Below are 15,038 nucleotides of genomic sequence, written 5' to 3'. Positions count from 1 at the left end.
GAAACGAGCGTCGCCCCCGCGCACCGGAGTGCGCGGGGGCGACAAGCTCTTTCGCGAAACGCGAAGACCTACTTCTTGGCCGGGGCGGCCTTCTTGGCGGGCGCGGCCTTCTTGGCCGGAGCCTTCTTGGCCGGGGCGGCCTTCTTGGCGGCGGGGGCCTCGTCCTCGACCGGAGCGGTCTCGGTGGTCACGTCCACGACCTCGGCGTCGACGGTCTCGTCGGCCGGGGCCTCCTCTTCCTTGGCGGTGAAGCCGAGGTACGGACCGACCTGGTCGGTGACCTTGCCCAGCACGTCCTGGGTCTGGGCCCGCAGGTCGTTGTAGCGGGACTCGACGAGCTCGAAGCGGTCCTCGAAGGCCGGGTTGGCGCGCAGCTTCTCGACGGTCTCCTCGCCGCGGGCGGCCAGGTCGGCGTAGAAGTCCAGCAGCTGGTGGTAGTACTGGTCGACCAGCTTGCGCAGCTCTTCGGGGGTGGCCTTCTCGCGCAGCTCGGCCAGGTCCTCGGGCAGCTCGGACGGCAGCGCCTGCACACGCTGGCGCAGCGTCTCGGCCTGCTCCTGCAGGTCGGCCGGAAGGTTGGCGAAGCGCTCGCGGGCCTCTTCGATGCGACCCTGCACGTCGGCGGAGTTGGCACGCTCACGGATCTGCGAGACGGCGTCGGTCACAACGGCGTAGAGGGCGTCGCCGGCACCGACGGTGGCGTAGATCGGCTTGGTGACGGTGGCGGTCAGATTCGATTCGGTCATGATGGTTCGCTCTCCTGGCGTGGCGGAACTTCGGTTGTGCGGTGCGGAACTTCGTTGTCCCTATTTCCCCCGGGAACGCCCCCCATTAGCTCCGTTGCGTCCCCTCTGTCCTCGTTAGCCTGGTTCTCCCGGCAAAACGATTCATAGATGTCCAGGAGGACCTGCTTCTGACGTTCGGTCAGTCCGTTGTCGGCGAGCAAGGCATCCCGGACCGGGCCGTGCGGCCTCTGCTCGAGGTACCCGGCCCGCATGTACAAGACCTCCGAGGAGACCCGCAGACCCTTGGCGATCTGCGCGAGTACCTCGGCGGACGGGTTCCGCAGCCCGCGCTCGATCTGACTCAAGTACGGATTGCTCACCCCCGCCAGCTGTGCGAGCTGCCGCAGCGAGACCTGGGCGGCCTCGCGTTGCGACCGGATGAAGCCCCCGATGTCGTGAGCCGCGTTGGCTACGCGGCCCGACCGGTCTCCGGCGGCGGACGTCTCCGCCGCGTCGCCTTCGATCGGTTCGGGAACCTCGGGATCGTGCTTCATCACTCACCTTCCGGCGGTTGTGGGGCCAATTCTAGGACGGGGTGCTAACTCTTGCAAGCGCTCTGTTAGCACGCCCTGTAGATGCCGGGTCGGCAAACACTCAGCGCTTCAACCGAAGCGCTAATTGGTCAATTGTTCAGCCATTGAACAGCAAATGCGAAACGGTGTAGATCACAAGGCCCGCAAGCGAACCCACGACCGTGCCGTTGATGCGGATGAATTGCAGGTCCTTGCCCGCCGCCAATTCGATCTTGCGCGAAGCCTCCTCGGCATCCCAGCGCGCCACCGTGTCGCTGACCAGACCCGCGAACTCGGCGCCGTAGTTGGCGACCAGGTAACGGACGCCCCGCTCCAGCCAGCCGTCCACCTGATCGCGCATCGCCGGGTCCGAGGACAACCGCTCACCCAACTGCAATACGTTCTCCGACACCTTGCGCCGCAAGGTCGAATTCGGATCGTCGGCCGATTCCAGGATCACCCGCTTGGCCGCCCGCCAGGTGGCCTGCGCCATCCCGGTGACCTCGCGCCGGCCCATCAGCTCGGTCTTGATCTTTTCCGCCTTCTCGATCATCGCCTCGTCGAATTGCAGATCGTGGGCGAATTCCTCGAGGAAGCGGTTCGCGGCCAGCCGCACCTCGTGATCGGGCTGGGTCCGCACCTTCCAGGTGAATTCCACCAGCTCTCGATAAATGCGTTCGGCCAGGAGCGAATTCACGAATTTGGGCGCCCACGAGGGAGCGTCCCGGTTCACGATGCGGTCGAGGGTCTCCTGCGAGTCCAGCGCCCACTGGTGCGCGCGCTCGGCCAGCAGGTCCAGCAGCGGAGCCTGCCGGTTGTCGGCGATCAACTCGTTGAGGACCTTACCGATGGGCGGGCCCCACAGCGGTTCCGCGATCCGCTTCACGATGGTCTGGTCGATGATCTGCTCGACATCCTCGTCGCGCAGCACGCCGATCACCGCGCGCAGAATCGTCGCGCTCTCGTCGGAGATCCGTTCCGCGTTCGCCGGTTCTGCCATCCACCGGCCCAGCCGCAACGGAATCTGCGCGGAATTCACCTTCACGGCGACGGCGTCGGGCGAGAGGAAATTGGTGCGCACGAAGTCACCGAGGCCCTCCCCCACCTGATCCTTCTTCTTGCGGATGATCGCGGTGTGCGGGATCGGCAGACCCAGCGGATGCCGGAACAGGGCGGTGACGGCGAACCAGTCGGCCAGCGCGCCCACCATGCCCGCCTCGGAAGCGGCCTTGACGTAGCCCACCCACTCCCCGCCCCCGCCGTGGGAACTGATCCACGCGCAGACGATGTAGATCACGGTGGCCACAGCCAGGAAGCCCGTCGCGATGGCCTTCATACGCCACAGCTCGCGCTTCTTACCCTCTTCGTCCAGGAGATCGGCGAACGCTCCGCCGCCGGTGGGAACGGTCTTCATCGGCTTCGGCTCGGTCTGCGCGAGTACCCCGGCACTGCCGGCAGGTTGCTCCATGACTTCCATTCTGGCGCGTGATGTGACGAACTCCCCGCCACCGGGCCCTTCCCGAACGGCGGCGATCCACAGCATGGGAGGCTTAAGCTGAATAGGCCCAGGCCCAGGACGCGAACAAGGAGCCAACGCAGCGTGACCACCAAAGGCAGCGTGAGTGCAGCCGTCGAGGCGGCCACCGGTCCACGCGGGGGTCGTGTGGACGGCCGCAAACGCCGCTGGCAGCAGCACAAGATCGACCGACGCGAAGAACTGGTGGACGGCACCCTCGCCGCCATCCGCAAGCGCGGCGGCGATGCCGGAATGGACGAGATCGCCGCCGAGATCGGCGTCTCCAAAACCGTGCTGTACCGGTACTTCTCGGACAAGCAGGATTTGACCCGCGCCACCATGGAACGGTTCATCGAGACCACCCTGATGCCGCGCATCTACGGCGCCATCAGCGACGACCTCGACGAATACCAATTGGTCCGCAACACGCTGGCGGCGTATGTGCACACCGTGGATTCGGACACCGACGTGTACCGGTTCATCATGGGCAACGGCGCGGCGACCGACACCTCCACCCTCGCCGACTTCGAGAAGTTGTTCGCGCAGGTGGTCTCCGCGGTCATCATCGACAAGTCCTTCGACCGCGGCCTGCAGACCGAAGGCGCCATGCTGTGGTCCTACGTGCTGGTCGGCGGCGTGCAGCTGGCGACGGACTGGTGGATCTCCAACCGCACCATGTCCAGCGAGGAAATGCTCGACTACCTCACCATGATGGCCTGGAGCGCCATCGAGGGCATGGTCCGCGCGGGCGGCGACCGCCATTACTTCAACTCGCGCCCCCACGTGCTTCCCGATGCGGAGAACACCCCAAACAGTGCTAGCTGACGGCTAGCACTGGAGTTCCCAGTGTGGTTAGTCTGAGGTCGGCGGAGCGCACCCTCTGAGACGCTCACATCACAGGGTTTCCGCCATGTCGGCACCAACGGGGGTGTTGGCTCCCATGGAGGGTCACTGATGGCGAAAGAGCTGCCCACATCCAGGCTCGCGCGGGGGACGAAGCTGGGAATCGCTGTAGCCGGTAATGCCTTGCGCGCCCAGAAGACCCGGCGTTCCATGCGCGGCAGATCCGAGGCGGTGCGCGCCCGGATGGCCGAGGAATCCATGATCCGGGCCACCGAGCAGATGGTCATGGTGCTCGGCACCATGAAGGGCGTCGCCATGAAGCTCGGGCAGATGCTGTCGGTGCTGGACCTGGACCTGGTGCCGCCCGAGCATCGGGAGCGGTTCCAGCGGCGGCTCGCGGTGCTGCGCGACAGCGCGCCCTCGGTGTCGTTCGAGGTGATGCGGGCGGTCATCGAGGAGGACTTCGGGCAGCCGCTGGAGCAGGTGTTCGCCGAATTCGATCCGGAACCCGTCGCCGCCGCCTCGATCGGGCAGGTCTACCAGGCGACCCTGCACGACGGCCGCGAGGTCGCGGTGAAGGTGCAGTACCCGGGCATCGACACCGCCGTCCGCGCGGACCTGAAGAACCTGGCCATGTTCCGCCGCATCCTGCAATCCGCCATGCCGTGGGTGACCCCGGCCGTGCTCGACGAGCTGCGGCTGAACCTGGAGAGCGAACTCGACTACGTCGCCGAGGCCACTACCCAGAAGCAGATCTCGGACCTGTTCGCCGGGCACCCGTTCATCGTGGTGCCCACCACCTACCCGGAACTGTCCACCACCCGCGTGCTGGTCAGCGAGTACTTCCCCGGCCGCGGCTTCGAGGAGATCCGGGAAATGCCCGCGGCCGAACGGAATCGGATCGGCGAGATCATCTACCGGTTCTACGTGGGCTCGCTGTTCACCTTCAACGAGTTCTGCGGCGACCCGCACCCCGGCAACCTGCTGCTCGGTTCCGACGGCCGGGTCGCGTTCCTGGACTTCGGGCTCTACAACCGGATGGATCCCGAACACGTGCGCTTCGAGGCCGTCTGCATCCGCGCGGCCGCCGAGGAGCGGGCCGAGGACCTGCGCGACCTCATGGTGCAGCGCGGCGTCATCGAATCGCCCGAGGAGATCACGCCCGAGGAATGCCTGGAATACGTGCTCGCCGCGTGTGAATGGGCGCTGGTGGACGAGGAGCTCACCATCACCCCGGAATTGGCCTCGGGCGCCTTCGTCCTCGCGGTGGACCCGCGGGCCACCGACTTCGAGGGCATGAAACAGCAGAATCTGCCGCCCGAGCACCTGTTCTCCCGCCGTGCCGACTTCCTGACCTTCGGCATGCTCGGGCAGCTGGAAGCGACCGGCAACTGGCACCGCATCGCGCGGGAGTGGCTGTACGGGGACGAACCGGTCACCGAACTCGGCCGTGCCCATCACGAATGGCTGGCGAGCCGACCGGCTCCCACGCCCACCACCGGGGCACCCACCAAGAAGCCCCGCAAGCGCGCCGCCAAGGCGTGACAAACCCGACTCTCGGGGCTCGGGCCTCGGTCCTTCGCCCCCGAACCAACGAAACGGATTGGTGAGACCTGTGGCCGCAAGGGAATTCGACATCGCGTTATTCGGGGCGACCGGCTTCGTGGGCAAGCTGACCGCGCAGTATCTCGTGGAGGCGGCGCCCGCGGGCGCGCGCATCGCGCTGGCGGGCCGTTCGCTGGAGAAGCTGGCCGCCGTCCGCTCGGAACTCGGCCCGCTCGCCGCGGAATGGCCGCTGGTCCAGGCGGATTCGACGGACCAGGAGAGCCTGAACGCGCTGGCGGCGCGGACCAAGGTGGTCGTCACCACCGTGGGTCCGTACCTGCGCTACGGGTTCCCGTTGGTCCAGGCGTGCGCGGAGAACGGCACGCACTACGCCGATCTGACCGGTGAGCCGCTGTTCATCCGCGAGTGCATCGACCGGTTCGGCGACAAGGCCGCCGAGACCGGCGCGAAGATCGTGAATTCCTGCGGCTACGACTCGATCCCGTCGGATCTGAGCGTGTACCAGCTGTACCAGCGCAGCGTCGCCGACAATGCCGGTGAGCTCACCGATGTCACCCTGGTGGCGTGGCTCAAGGGCGGAATGAGTGGCGGCACCATCGATTCCGGGCGCGCCATGATGGAGGCCATCGCCGAGGATCCAGCCAAGGCGTCGGTCATGTCGCACCCGTATTCGCTGAGCCCCGACAAGTCCATGGAACCCGATGTCGGCCGCCAGTCCGACCAGGCGTGGTCCCGGGCCTCCGACATCGACCCGAGCCTGAACGGCTGGGTGGCGACTTTCATCATGGGCGCGCACAACAGCAAGGTGGTGCGCCGCTCGAATGGCCTGCTGGGCTGGCCGTACGGCAAGAACTTCCGCTACCGCGAGGTGATGAGCGCGGGCTCGTCCGCCACCTCGCCGCTGGTCGCCGCCGGTATCGCGGGCGGCATCGTGGCCACCATGGCGACCGGCGCGGTGTTGTCGCGGGTGGCGCTGGGCCGCAAGCTGCTCGACCGCATCGTGCCCGCGCCGGGCACCGGTCCGAGCGAGAAGGCCCGCCGCAGTGGCTGGTTCACCATGCGTACCTTCGCTCACACCACCTCGGGCGCCAAGTACGAGTGCACTTTCGCGGGCAAGGGCGACCCCGGCTACCAGGCCACCTCGGTCATGCTCGGCCAGGCCGGACTCTGCCTGGCCTTCGACGACCTGCCGGAGCTGGCTGGCATCCTCACCCCCGCCTCGGCCATGGGCGACGCGCTGACCGAGCGGCTGCGGGCCGCGGACATCACCATCGAGGTCACCCCCGCCTGACCCGGCGCGGCGGTCACGCCGGGGCGCTGTACTTCGCGATCAGCTCGCGATAGCGCTCGAAGGCGAGCTTCGGCGTGTAATCCGAACGCAGGAGCCCGAATTCGAGGTTCTTGTCGCCCTGATCGCTGGACGAATCGCGGAGGCCGAAGTGCTCGTAGGTGGTGATGTTGAGCTCGTCGGCCAGGCCGTCGACGAGTTCGACCATGGTCTCGAGCACCTCGGCCTGTCGGGCGTAGGACCGTCCCGGCCCGGTGGCCCAGCCGTTTTCGCTGATGTGGATGGGTGTCGCGGCGGGTATGCCCGCGGCGGCGAGGCTGTCGCGGCGGAAGCCGGTCAGCACCGCGGTGGCGGCGGCTTCCAGCTCCGCGGCCGGTAGTGGCCGGAAGACATCGGGGAAGAAGTCCAGCCCGACGTAGTCCAGCGCGTCGGCGAATTCCGGCCCGCCCAGGCGGCCCAGGTCGGTCCAGTACTCCTGGGCCGGATCGAAGGCCGGCGCCGCGTTGCAGCCGATCCGCACCGCGAGGCCGAGCCGATCCACCTCCGCGCGAGCGGCCCGCACCCCTTCGACCACGGCCCGCCGGACCTGCGGAAAGTCGCCATTGCCGCCGGGGCCGGCGTGGTTGGGCTCCTGCGCGATCTGCAGCGTGGACAGCACCGGCCCGTGCTCGCGAATCTGCTTGCGCAGGAACGCGAGCCAGCCGGTGAGGTCGTCGCCGGGCTCGTGGAAGCACACCACCAGATCGAGAGTGCGACGCGCCCCGGCGTACTGCCACGGCCGCGGCGGGGCCTCCTGGAACCCGCCGCGCGCATCGCTGTACAGCACGTATCCGCGGACCACGAACGGGTGCTCGCCGTGCAGTTCGTCGAGGGCGGCCGCGATGCGGTCGGCCCGTTCCGGCGGTCCGGGGGTGACATTGCCGTACTGGTCGCCGCCGAGCCCGCCCGCGTAGATGCCGAATCTGAGAGTCATGGTCCGACCGTACCTCGAATTTTGGTGTCACACCATTTTTAGTGTCACACCTATACTGGCCGCGACCGGAAGGAGCGATCGTTGGCACTGCGCGAGGAGAAGAAGCGCGCCACCCGGACCGCACTGGCCGACGCGGCCATGGCGCTGTTCGTGGAGAAGGGGTTCGATAGGGTCACCGTCGCCGAGGTCGCGCGGGCCGCGAACGTGTCGGTCAATACCGCGTTCAACTACTTCCCGACCAAGGAGGACCTGTTCTTCGACCGTCAGGACGAGGTGGTGGACCGGCTCGCGGCGGCGGTGCGGGATCGCGAACCGGGCGAGTCGGCCGCGGCGGCGGTGCGGCGTTCCTTCCTCGACCGGGTGGGCCGCGACGATCCGACGCTCGGCCTCGCGCCCGCCGCCACCACCTTCTGGCAGCTGATCGACGACAGCCCGGCACTGCAAGCCCGCTTGCGGCGGCTCGGCGAGCAGACGGAGAACGCGCTCGCCGAGGCGCTGGCCGAGGTCACCGGCGCCGAGGCGGACGACCCGGTTCCGCGGCTCGTCGCGGCCGCTCTCGCGGGCCTCGATCGCGCACTGCACGCCGAGATCCGCCGAGCCATCCTGGCCGGCGCGGCTCCGGAGACGGTGCGAGCCATGGCGATTCGAGCGGCCACCGACGGATTCGATGCGGCCGTGACGGGGCTCGCCGGCAGCGAGCGGTGAGCCGGGTCAGCCCGGGACGCGGTCGATCAGTGCGGTGAGCGCGGCGCGGAGGTCGGGACGGGCCGCGCCGGAATACAGTTCGGACAGAGCGATTTCGGCGACCATGGCGATCACCAGGTGCGCCACCGCGGGCGGGTTTCCCCAGCCCAGCGTTTCGATATCGGGCGCGATCATGACGGCCACGAGGTGATTGCGGGCCGTCACCTCGTCGAGCAGGTCGGCGTCGGTACGGGATTGGGCCAGGAAGGCTTTCGTGCCGCGAGTCGCGAGGCAGGCGTCCAGGTACGCGGCGAGGCCGGCGTGGAGGCGGGCCGGGCCCGGCTCCAGGTCGCCGATGGCGGCGCGGACCAGGGTGGTCAGCTCGTCGTGGTAGCGGCGGTGCAGAGCCACCACGTAGCTGCGGCGGTCCGGGAAGTGGTGGTAGAAGGTGCCTTTCGCCATCCCCGCCGCCTGCACGACAGCGTTCACGGACAGTCCGGCCAGGCCCGTACGGGCGGCCACGTCGGCCCCCGCGTCGAGCAGGGCGTTGCGGCCGGGTTCCGCTGGTCGTGGCATGGCCGAAATCCTTTCCTGGGCCGAGGCTTTCCCCGAGGGTACATCGCGGGCTAGCCTATGACCGACCGGTCGGTCATGCCCGGCGCGCTGGGGGCGCCGGGCGTACGACCGCCACGAACACCGGGAGCACCCATGTCGCGATCGGCCGCCGGCCGTCTCACCCTCGCCGCCTTGTTCACCGCGGGCCTGTGCGCCGCCGCCCTCACGGGCGCGGCCGCCGCCGACCAGCCCGATCCGTCCTACAGCTATTTCGGCGGGCTGGCCGCCGAGCTCACCGCGCCGGGGCAGCCGCCACCCGGCGCGAACGACTGGTCCTGCACACCGGCCGCGGCGCACCCGAATCCGGTCGTCCTGCTGCACGGATTGGGCAATGACACCGTCGGCTGGAACACCCTCTCGCCGGTGCTCGTGAACGCCGGGTACTGCGTGTTCACCACGACCTACGGCACGGGCGCGCTCGGACCGATCATGGGCGCGGTGACGCCGGTCGAGACCAGCGCCCGGCAGATTTCCGACTTCATCGACCGGGTGCGCGCCGAAACCGGTTCGGACAAGGTCGATCTCGTCGGCCATTCGATGGGCGGCGCGGTCCCCTTCTATGCCCTGAACCATCTCGGCGCGGCTCCGAAGATCGACCACTACGTGGCGCTGGCCGCGCCGCTGCACGGCTCGACGGTGAGCGGTCTGGCGACTCTGCAACCGCTACTCGAATCCACCGCACCCGGAAGGGAATTGGCGGCGCAGTGCGGTCCCTGCCAGCTGTCGCCCGGTGCACGGGTCGCGGTGGACCTGAACCCGGACCCGGCCATCGCCCCGGCGATCCGGTTCACCACGGTCGTGTCCCGCTACGACGAGATCGCCACTCCCTGGACCACCGGCCTGCTCGACGGCCCGAACGTCGACAGTGTGGTGCTGCAGGACCTGTGCGCGACCGACTACACCGAGCACTTCGAACTGCCCGCGGATCCGGTGGCGGTGCGGGTGGTTCTCAATGCCCTCGATCCCGAACACGCTCAGCCGGTGTCCTGCACGGTCGTGCTGCCGTTCGCGGGACCGCCGGTCCGATAGAAATCCTCCGCCCGGATGCGACAGGTCACGAACTGCGCTCGAGCGTGACGGCCAGCACCCGCAGAATCTCTCCGGTAGGGTCGCGGGCGGGACGGAGGTGGTTACCGAGAAAGGGGGTCGGCCACGTGAAATGGATCCTGACCCCGGACGAGTTCGCGATCATCTGGACCCGCGAAACCGATCTGGAACGCCGTCCCTACCCGCTCGACACGAGTCCTGCGGCAACCGAGAACCCCGGCGGCGCATCGCGATTCGGCCCGCTGGCGCTGGGCGCGCCGATGCCGCGCCACCTGCGTCGCACCGACCCGGACCTGGCCGCCGCCCTGGCGCTGTGCGCCCGCACCGACACCACGACCGTCACCCTCTACGGCGAACGCACCGCCCGGCCCGGCGCCCGGCGCATTCTCGCCTTCGCGGCGGTGGGCCAGCAGCGGGCCGGGATCCTGGTCTCGATGCCGGACGCGGTGACCGTATCCCTGTGTCCCGCCGAGCATCTGGGCCGGGAACTGGTGGAGATCATCGGGTCCGCGCCGCCCGGACGGCTGGAAACGCTGCGCGAACCCCAGCAGTCCGTGCTGTATCCCGACGCCGCCGGAGCCGGGGAGGAAGCGGATCGCTTCCGCCGCAAGCTGCGCGAGCCCGTGGACGGGCGCGGCTTCATCACCGTCTCGGTGGAACCGGCGAATCCGCTCTCGCCGCCGACCCGGCACCGCACCTGGCTCGACTTCTCCGGCGACGGCCGCTACCTGCTCACCACGGCCGCCGATCTCACATTGACCCCGGTCACCGACGAGGAACTGGCCGCCCAACTGGTGCACCTGGCCCGGGTCTGATTCGGCGCGGTTGCCTGCGGGAAACCACGCCGCGTGCTACGCATGACGAATGGCGAAGGCGACATCCTGGTCCAAACCGGTCACCAAGGCGCTACGCGCCGACGGCATCTCGGTCGCGGACCTGAATCCGTCCACGACTCCGGGCTTCAAGGGCGACAAGCGTGCCGGTGAGGCCCTGCTCGAGGAGCGCCGCGCGGTGCTGTCGGATCTGCAGGAGAAGCTCTACGCCAACGGCCGCTCCGGCGACACCCGCAGTGTGCTGCTGGTGCTGCAGGGCATGGACACCGCGGGCAAGGGCGGCATCGTCCGGCACGTGATCGGCTCGGTCGACCCGCAGGGCGTGGACCACGCGGCCTTCGGGGTGCCGACCGCCGAGGAACGCAAACACCACTACCTGTGGCGGATCCGCAAGCAGCTGCCGCGCGGCGGGCAGCTCGGCGTGTTCGACCGCTCGCACTACGAGGACGTGCTGGTGGTCCGGGTACACGAGCTGGTCCCGCCGGAGGTGTGGGGCAAGCGCTACGACGAGATCAACAAGTTCGAGCGCAAACTGGTCGACGACGGCACCACCGTGGTGAAGGTCGCCATGTTCGTCTCCCTCGACGAACAGAAGAAGCGGCTCATGCAGCGGCTGGAACGCCCCGACAAGTACTGGAAGTTCAACCCCGCAGACATCGACGAGCGCGGCTACTGGCCGCAGTACCAAGAGGCGTACCAGGCGGTCCTGGACCGCACCAATACCGACTACGCCCCCTGGTACGTGCTGCCCTGCGACTCCAAGTGGTACGCCCGGCTGGCCGTCACCGAACTGCTCATCGACGCGCTGCAGGGCCTGAAACTCGACTGGCCGCCCGCCGGCTTCGATATCGAGGAGCAGAAGAAACGCCTCGCCCGGGCGTGATCCCCGTCCCCCGCCCGCCCGCTTGCTGGTTTCTCTCAGGTTCGCGGGTGAAGATGGGCCCGCACATGTCGTGACTACGGAAGGTGTGGTGAGCGCAGAGGTGAGCAACAAACCGGGTCGGAACCCGCTGGCGCAGGCGGCCAAGGCCGACCGCAACCGCAGGATCCTCATTCAAGTGGCGGTGGCCGTCGTCCTGCTCGGCCTGATCGCCGGCATCGGCATCACCCTGGCGACGCGCAAGCACAACGACGACAAGGCCGCCGAGGGCTCGAACACGTTCCACTGGAATGCCGAGCAGGCCGCGCTGGTGCCGCCGAACCTCACCCCCGAGGGCGCGATCCGGATCGACAACACCGCCGCCCCCGCGCCCGCGGGCAAGCAGAAGGCGTCCGTGCGCGTGGTCGCCGACGTGCAGTGCCCCGCGTGCAACATGTTCGAGAAGGCCAATGCCGACGCGCTGGCCAAGGCCGTGCAGAGCGGCCAGGCGGTGGTGGACTACAACATCATCACCTTCCTCGATCGCGCCTCCAACGGCAATCAGTTCTCCACCCGCGGGTCCGCGGCCGCCTACGTGATGTACGAGGCCGACCCGTCGAAGTTCCAGGGCTGGCTGTCCGCCATGTACGAGCACCAGCCCAAGGAGGGCGGCAACGGCATGAGCGACGACCAGCTCATCAAGATCGCCAAGGACGCCGGGTACACCGATCCGGCCGTGGCCCAGGCCATCAAGGACGGCAAGTACACCACCTGGGTGAAGCAGCAGACCGACAAGGTCTTCGCCACCGGCGTGAAGTCCACCCCGACGGTGTACGTGAACGGCGCCCAGGTGTCCGATGCCCAGGCCCTCATGTCGCCCGGCGGCATGACCTCGGTGATCGAGAACGCGAGCAAGTGATGATCTCCGCTGGACCCCGATCGGCGTGGCCGCTGCTGCTGGCCGCGCTGATCGGCTGGGGGGCCTCGGTCACGCTGCTGGTCGAGAAGTTCAAGTCGCTCACCGAACCCGGCTATCGGCCGTCGTGCACGATCGACTCGACGCTGTCGTGCACCACGGTGATGGCGGACAAGACGGCGTCGATGTTCGGATTCCCCAATCCGATCATCGGCGTGGTGGGGTTCTCGGTGTTCGTGACCATCGGGGTGCTGCTGGTCTGCGGAATCTCGTTGCCGCGCTGGTTCGTCGGCGGCATGTGGGCCGGTCTGCTGGCGGGCGTGGCGGCCATCGGCTGGCTGGTCTGGGACGCCACCTTCCAGATCCACGCGCTGTGCCCGTGGTGCATGGTGGTGTGGGCGGTGACCCCGGCCATGTTCGCCATCGTGACCGGACTGCTGTTCGGCCGGTCCCGCGGCGTCGCGCAGATCATCGCGGAGTGGCGGTGGACGCTGGTCGCCGTGTTCTACGCGGTGGTCATCCTGATCGTGTACGTCCAGTTCCAGTCGTACTGGAACAGCAAGTTCTGATCGGCCGGGACTAGTTCGGCGGGCCGACGGTGAGGGACACGCTCACCGTCCGGCGCGCCCCGCCCGGTTCGCTGATCTCGAGCCGCACCACATCGTCCGGTTTATGGGCGTTGAGTGCGGCTTTCAGCATTTGTGAGCCCGTGATGGGCCGGTCGTCGAGGGCGGTGATGACCTCTCCGTCGGCGAGCCCGGCCTCGTAGGCGGGCAGTCCGTAGATGGCGACGTCGATGCGCGCGCCCGCGGGCGCCCCCGACTGCGCGGACGGCTGCGCGTCGGAGGTGAGGATCCCGAGCGTGGCGGTGGGGCCGATGTGCACGGTGTCGGTCGGTGTGCCGGAACGGATCTGGCGGACCACGCCCATGGCGGTGTCGATGGGCACCGCGTAGCCGTTGGGCCCCTTGCCCACCGCCTTCGCCGCCTCGCCGGAGGCGGCGGTGACGACCCCGATCACCGAGCCGTAGCGGTCCACCAGCGCACCGCCGGACTGCCCGGCGGCGACCGCGGCCGCGACCTCGATCATGCCGCGCAACGACTTCCGCGTCAGGTCGGCCGAATTACGCGCCACGATGGACGAATCCAGATTGGTGATGGGCCCGCCCACCGCGGTCGGCGATCCGGTGCCGCCGGCATTGCCGATGGCCAGCACGTCGTCGCCCACGTGCAGCGGGGCGGAACTGCCGATCCGGGCGGCCGGGAGGCCGCCCGCGCCCTGCAGATCCAGCAGGGCGATATCGGCCATGGCGTCGTAGCCGGCCACGGTGGCGGTGTAGACCGCGCCGGTGCCGACATCCGAGACCGTCACGGTGTCAGCGCCTTTGATGACGTGATGGCTGGTCAGCACCTCCCCCTCGGCGCTGAGCACGATGCCGGACCCGGCCGCGCCCATGCCGTAGGGGCGGATGCCCGCGGTGATGTTCACCAGCGCCGGTTCCGCGACTCGCGCCACCAGTGTGACGTCCAGCGGAGGCAGCGGCGGGCCGGTCAGACCGGCGGTGACGTAGGTGTCGCCGAAGGGCCAGCGGGGCAGTTCGCCGCGGTAGCCGAGGAATCCGGTGATGCCGAGCACGACCACGACGAACAGCGCGAACACCCGGCCGCCGCCACCGCGTCTGTCGCTGTCCACGGACCCTCCCGATTGCGGTTCGCCCGCCGGCTCGAGCAAGCGTCTCTCTACCGGTGTACCAGCATTTCAATGGCTCAGCGCCACAACGCCCAACATGAAAAGCACACCGGCCAGTGTGCATACCAGCGGTCCGCGGGCGGGTTTGCCCGCGTGCGCCTCGGGCAGGATATCGGCCGTGGCGAGGTAGAGCAGGAAGCCCGCGAAATAACCCAAGAACAGTCCGACCAGTCCGGACGGAACCTTGACCACCGTGCCGATCACCGCACCGATCACCGGCGCCACCGCATCGAGCCCGAGCATGATCAGTCCACGCTTGCGGGCATTGCCGTACAGCGTGGCCAGCGTGAAAGTGTTGAATCCGTCCGCGAAGTCGTGGCAGATCACCGCGATGGCCACCGCCACGCCCGTCGCCGCCCCCGCCTGGAAACCGAAACCGATACTGAGGCCGTCGAGGGTGCTGTGGAACACCAGCCCGCCCGCGGCCAGCAAACCCAGCGAACTGAAGTCGTGATTGTGCTGGTGCGCCCCGAATTCGTCCTCGTGGCCGGTGTGGATGGCCATCGACCGCTCGATCACGTGCACCGTGAAGAAACCGACCACCGCGGCCAGCAGCGGCACCGGAACGCCGAGCGCCTCGGTGGCGTCCAGTTCGAGGGCCTCGGGCATCAGATCGAAGGCCACCACGCCGAGCATGACGCCCGCGGCCAGCCCCAGTACCAGTCGCTTGCGCTCGCCGATGCGCACCGCCAGCAGCCCGCCCACCAAGGTCGAGCAGAACGACAGGAACGACAGCAGAATCGCCATTCCGCCAGCATGCCGACCGATTGCGGGCCCATCGGCACGGCACGCCGGGGTGGGAAAAGGGACGAAAGGTTTGAGCTCCGGGGGATGCGGGGGTAGGCATGACTT

16 protein-coding genes are annotated in these 15,038 nt (G+C 68.5%); 9 read left to right on the top strand and 7 right to left on the bottom strand.

The window, feature by feature from the left end; all coding sequences use genetic code 11:
* Positions 1-68 precede the first annotated feature (68 nt).
* The 3 genes from ACFRAQ_RS00385 to ACFRAQ_RS00375 form a co-directional block, all read right to left on the bottom strand.
* Positions 69-746, bottom strand: coding sequence for a heparin-binding hemagglutinin (locus tag ACFRAQ_RS00385; protein ID WP_379092062.1), 678 nt, complete (start codon positions 744-746; stop codon positions 69-71).
* Positions 743-1,279: a helix-turn-helix transcriptional regulator gene (locus tag ACFRAQ_RS00380; protein WP_357281927.1), complete on the bottom strand. Its 537-nt coding sequence runs from the start codon at positions 1,277-1,279 to the stop codon at positions 743-745. The genes ACFRAQ_RS00385 and ACFRAQ_RS00380 overlap by 4 nt, the downstream gene beginning before the upstream one ends.
* A 136-nt stretch (positions 1,280-1,415) precedes the next feature.
* Positions 1,416-2,711 (bottom strand): DUF445 domain-containing protein, encoded by a 1,296-nt coding sequence (locus ACFRAQ_RS00375; protein WP_379095686.1) that lies wholly within the window; start codon positions 2,709-2,711, stop codon positions 1,416-1,418.
* 186 nt (positions 2,712-2,897) lie between these two features.
* Here ACFRAQ_RS00375 and ACFRAQ_RS00370 point away from each other — a divergent pair, with 186 nt between their 5' ends.
* The 3 genes from ACFRAQ_RS00370 to ACFRAQ_RS00360 all read left to right on the top strand — a co-directional run bounded on the left by ACFRAQ_RS00370 (position 2,898) and on the right by ACFRAQ_RS00360 (position 6,513).
* On the top strand, positions 2,898-3,638 hold the full coding sequence (locus tag ACFRAQ_RS00370) for a TetR/AcrR family transcriptional regulator (RefSeq protein ID WP_379092058.1): 741 nt from the start codon (positions 2,898-2,900) through the stop codon (positions 3,636-3,638).
* Between the two features lie 129 nt (positions 3,639-3,767).
* The gene (locus ACFRAQ_RS00365; RefSeq protein WP_379092055.1) at positions 3,768-5,201 is read left to right on the top strand and encodes an ABC1 kinase family protein; all 1,434 of its coding nucleotides are present in this window, start codon (positions 3,768-3,770) and stop codon (positions 5,199-5,201) included.
* 70 nt (positions 5,202-5,271) lie between these two features.
* Positions 5,272-6,513 (top strand): saccharopine dehydrogenase family protein, encoded by a 1,242-nt coding sequence (locus ACFRAQ_RS00360; protein WP_379092052.1) that lies wholly within the window; start codon positions 5,272-5,274, stop codon positions 6,511-6,513.
* A gap of 13 nt (positions 6,514-6,526) precedes the next feature.
* Here the strand turns inward: ACFRAQ_RS00360 and ACFRAQ_RS00355 are convergent, their stop codons facing one another.
* The gene (locus ACFRAQ_RS00355) at positions 6,527-7,483 is read right to left on the bottom strand and encodes a hypothetical protein (RefSeq protein WP_379092049.1); all 957 of its coding nucleotides are present in this window, start codon (positions 7,481-7,483) and stop codon (positions 6,527-6,529) included.
* Between the two features lie 81 nt (positions 7,484-7,564).
* Here ACFRAQ_RS00355 and ACFRAQ_RS00350 point away from each other — a divergent pair, with 81 nt between their 5' ends.
* On the top strand, positions 7,565-8,188 hold the full coding sequence (locus ACFRAQ_RS00350; RefSeq protein WP_379092046.1) for a TetR family transcriptional regulator: 624 nt from the start codon (positions 7,565-7,567) through the stop codon (positions 8,186-8,188).
* A gap of 6 nt (positions 8,189-8,194) precedes the next feature.
* Here ACFRAQ_RS00350 and ACFRAQ_RS00345 read toward each other — a convergent pair whose 3' ends face one another.
* Positions 8,195-8,743: a TetR/AcrR family transcriptional regulator gene (locus ACFRAQ_RS00345; RefSeq protein ID WP_379092043.1), complete on the bottom strand. Its 549-nt coding sequence runs from the start codon at positions 8,741-8,743 to the stop codon at positions 8,195-8,197.
* A gap of 132 nt (positions 8,744-8,875) precedes the next feature.
* Here ACFRAQ_RS00345 and ACFRAQ_RS00340 point away from each other — a divergent pair, with 132 nt between their 5' ends.
* From ACFRAQ_RS00340 to ACFRAQ_RS00320, 5 genes are all read left to right on the top strand, one after another.
* Positions 8,876-9,811 (top strand): esterase/lipase family protein, encoded by a 936-nt coding sequence (locus tag ACFRAQ_RS00340; RefSeq protein ID WP_379092040.1) that lies wholly within the window; start codon positions 8,876-8,878, stop codon positions 9,809-9,811.
* A gap of 125 nt (positions 9,812-9,936) precedes the next feature.
* Complete coding sequence (locus ACFRAQ_RS00335) at positions 9,937-10,644, top strand: ESX secretion-associated protein EspG (protein WP_379092037.1); 708 nt, start codon at positions 9,937-9,939, stop codon at positions 10,642-10,644.
* A 49-nt stretch (positions 10,645-10,693) separates the two neighbouring features.
* Positions 10,694-11,545, top strand: coding sequence for a polyphosphate kinase 2 family protein (locus ACFRAQ_RS00330; RefSeq protein ID WP_379092034.1), 852 nt, complete (start codon positions 10,694-10,696; stop codon positions 11,543-11,545).
* Between the two features lie 100 nt (positions 11,546-11,645).
* Positions 11,646-12,440 (top strand): DsbA family protein, encoded by a 795-nt coding sequence (locus tag ACFRAQ_RS00325; protein WP_379092031.1) that lies wholly within the window; start codon positions 11,646-11,648, stop codon positions 12,438-12,440.
* Positions 12,440-13,006, top strand: coding sequence for a vitamin K epoxide reductase family protein (locus ACFRAQ_RS00320; RefSeq protein ID WP_379092028.1), 567 nt, complete (start codon positions 12,440-12,442; stop codon positions 13,004-13,006). Before ACFRAQ_RS00325 ends, ACFRAQ_RS00320 begins: the two co-directional genes overlap by 1 nt.
* Before the next feature lie 10 nt (positions 13,007-13,016).
* Here the strand turns inward: ACFRAQ_RS00320 and ACFRAQ_RS00315 are convergent, their stop codons facing one another.
* The gene (locus ACFRAQ_RS00315; protein ID WP_379092025.1) at positions 13,017-14,129 is read right to left on the bottom strand and encodes a S1C family serine protease; all 1,113 of its coding nucleotides are present in this window, start codon (positions 14,127-14,129) and stop codon (positions 13,017-13,019) included.
* A 66-nt stretch (positions 14,130-14,195) separates the two neighbouring features.
* Entirely contained in the window at positions 14,196-14,933 is a 738-nt protein-coding gene (locus ACFRAQ_RS00310) for a ZIP family metal transporter (protein ID WP_379092022.1), read from the bottom strand.
* Positions 14,934-15,038 lie beyond the last annotated feature (105 nt).

Source organism: Nocardia sp. NPDC056611, from assembly GCF_042792755.1.
In the GTDB taxonomy this organism is placed as follows: Bacteria; Actinomycetota; Actinomycetes; order Mycobacteriales; family Mycobacteriaceae; genus Nocardia.
This window is presented reverse-complemented; position numbering and strand designations above follow the sequence as displayed.

Excerpts from the sequence above, each read along its gene's own strand:
- ACFRAQ_RS00385 (WP_379092062.1), bottom strand. The coding sequence starts at position 746 with ATGACCGAATCGAATCTGACCGCCACCGTCACCAAGCCGATCTACGCC.
- ACFRAQ_RS00380 (WP_357281927.1), bottom strand. The coding sequence starts at position 1,279 with ATGAAGCACGATCCCGAGGTTCCCGAACCGATCGAAGGCGACGCGGCG.
- ACFRAQ_RS00375 (WP_379095686.1), bottom strand. The coding sequence starts at position 2,711 with ATGAAGACCGTTCCCACCGGCGGCGGAGCGTTCGCCGATCTCCTGGAC.
- ACFRAQ_RS00365 (WP_379092055.1), top strand. The coding sequence starts at position 3,768 with ATGGCGAAAGAGCTGCCCACATCCAGGCTCGCGCGGGGGACGAAGCTG.
- ACFRAQ_RS00355 (WP_379092049.1), bottom strand. The coding sequence starts at position 7,483 with ATGACTCTCAGATTCGGCATCTACGCGGGCGGGCTCGGCGGCGACCAG.
- ACFRAQ_RS00345 (WP_379092043.1), bottom strand. The coding sequence starts at position 8,743 with ATGCCACGACCAGCGGAACCCGGCCGCAACGCCCTGCTCGACGCGGGG.
- ACFRAQ_RS00340 (WP_379092040.1), top strand. The coding sequence starts at position 8,876 with ATGTCGCGATCGGCCGCCGGCCGTCTCACCCTCGCCGCCTTGTTCACC.
- ACFRAQ_RS00330 (WP_379092034.1), top strand. The coding sequence starts at position 10,694 with ATGGCGAAGGCGACATCCTGGTCCAAACCGGTCACCAAGGCGCTACGC.
- ACFRAQ_RS00320 (WP_379092028.1), top strand. The coding sequence starts at position 12,440 with ATGATCTCCGCTGGACCCCGATCGGCGTGGCCGCTGCTGCTGGCCGCG.
- ACFRAQ_RS00310 (WP_379092022.1), bottom strand. The coding sequence starts at position 14,933 with ATGGCGATTCTGCTGTCGTTCCTGTCGTTCTGCTCGACCTTGGTGGGC.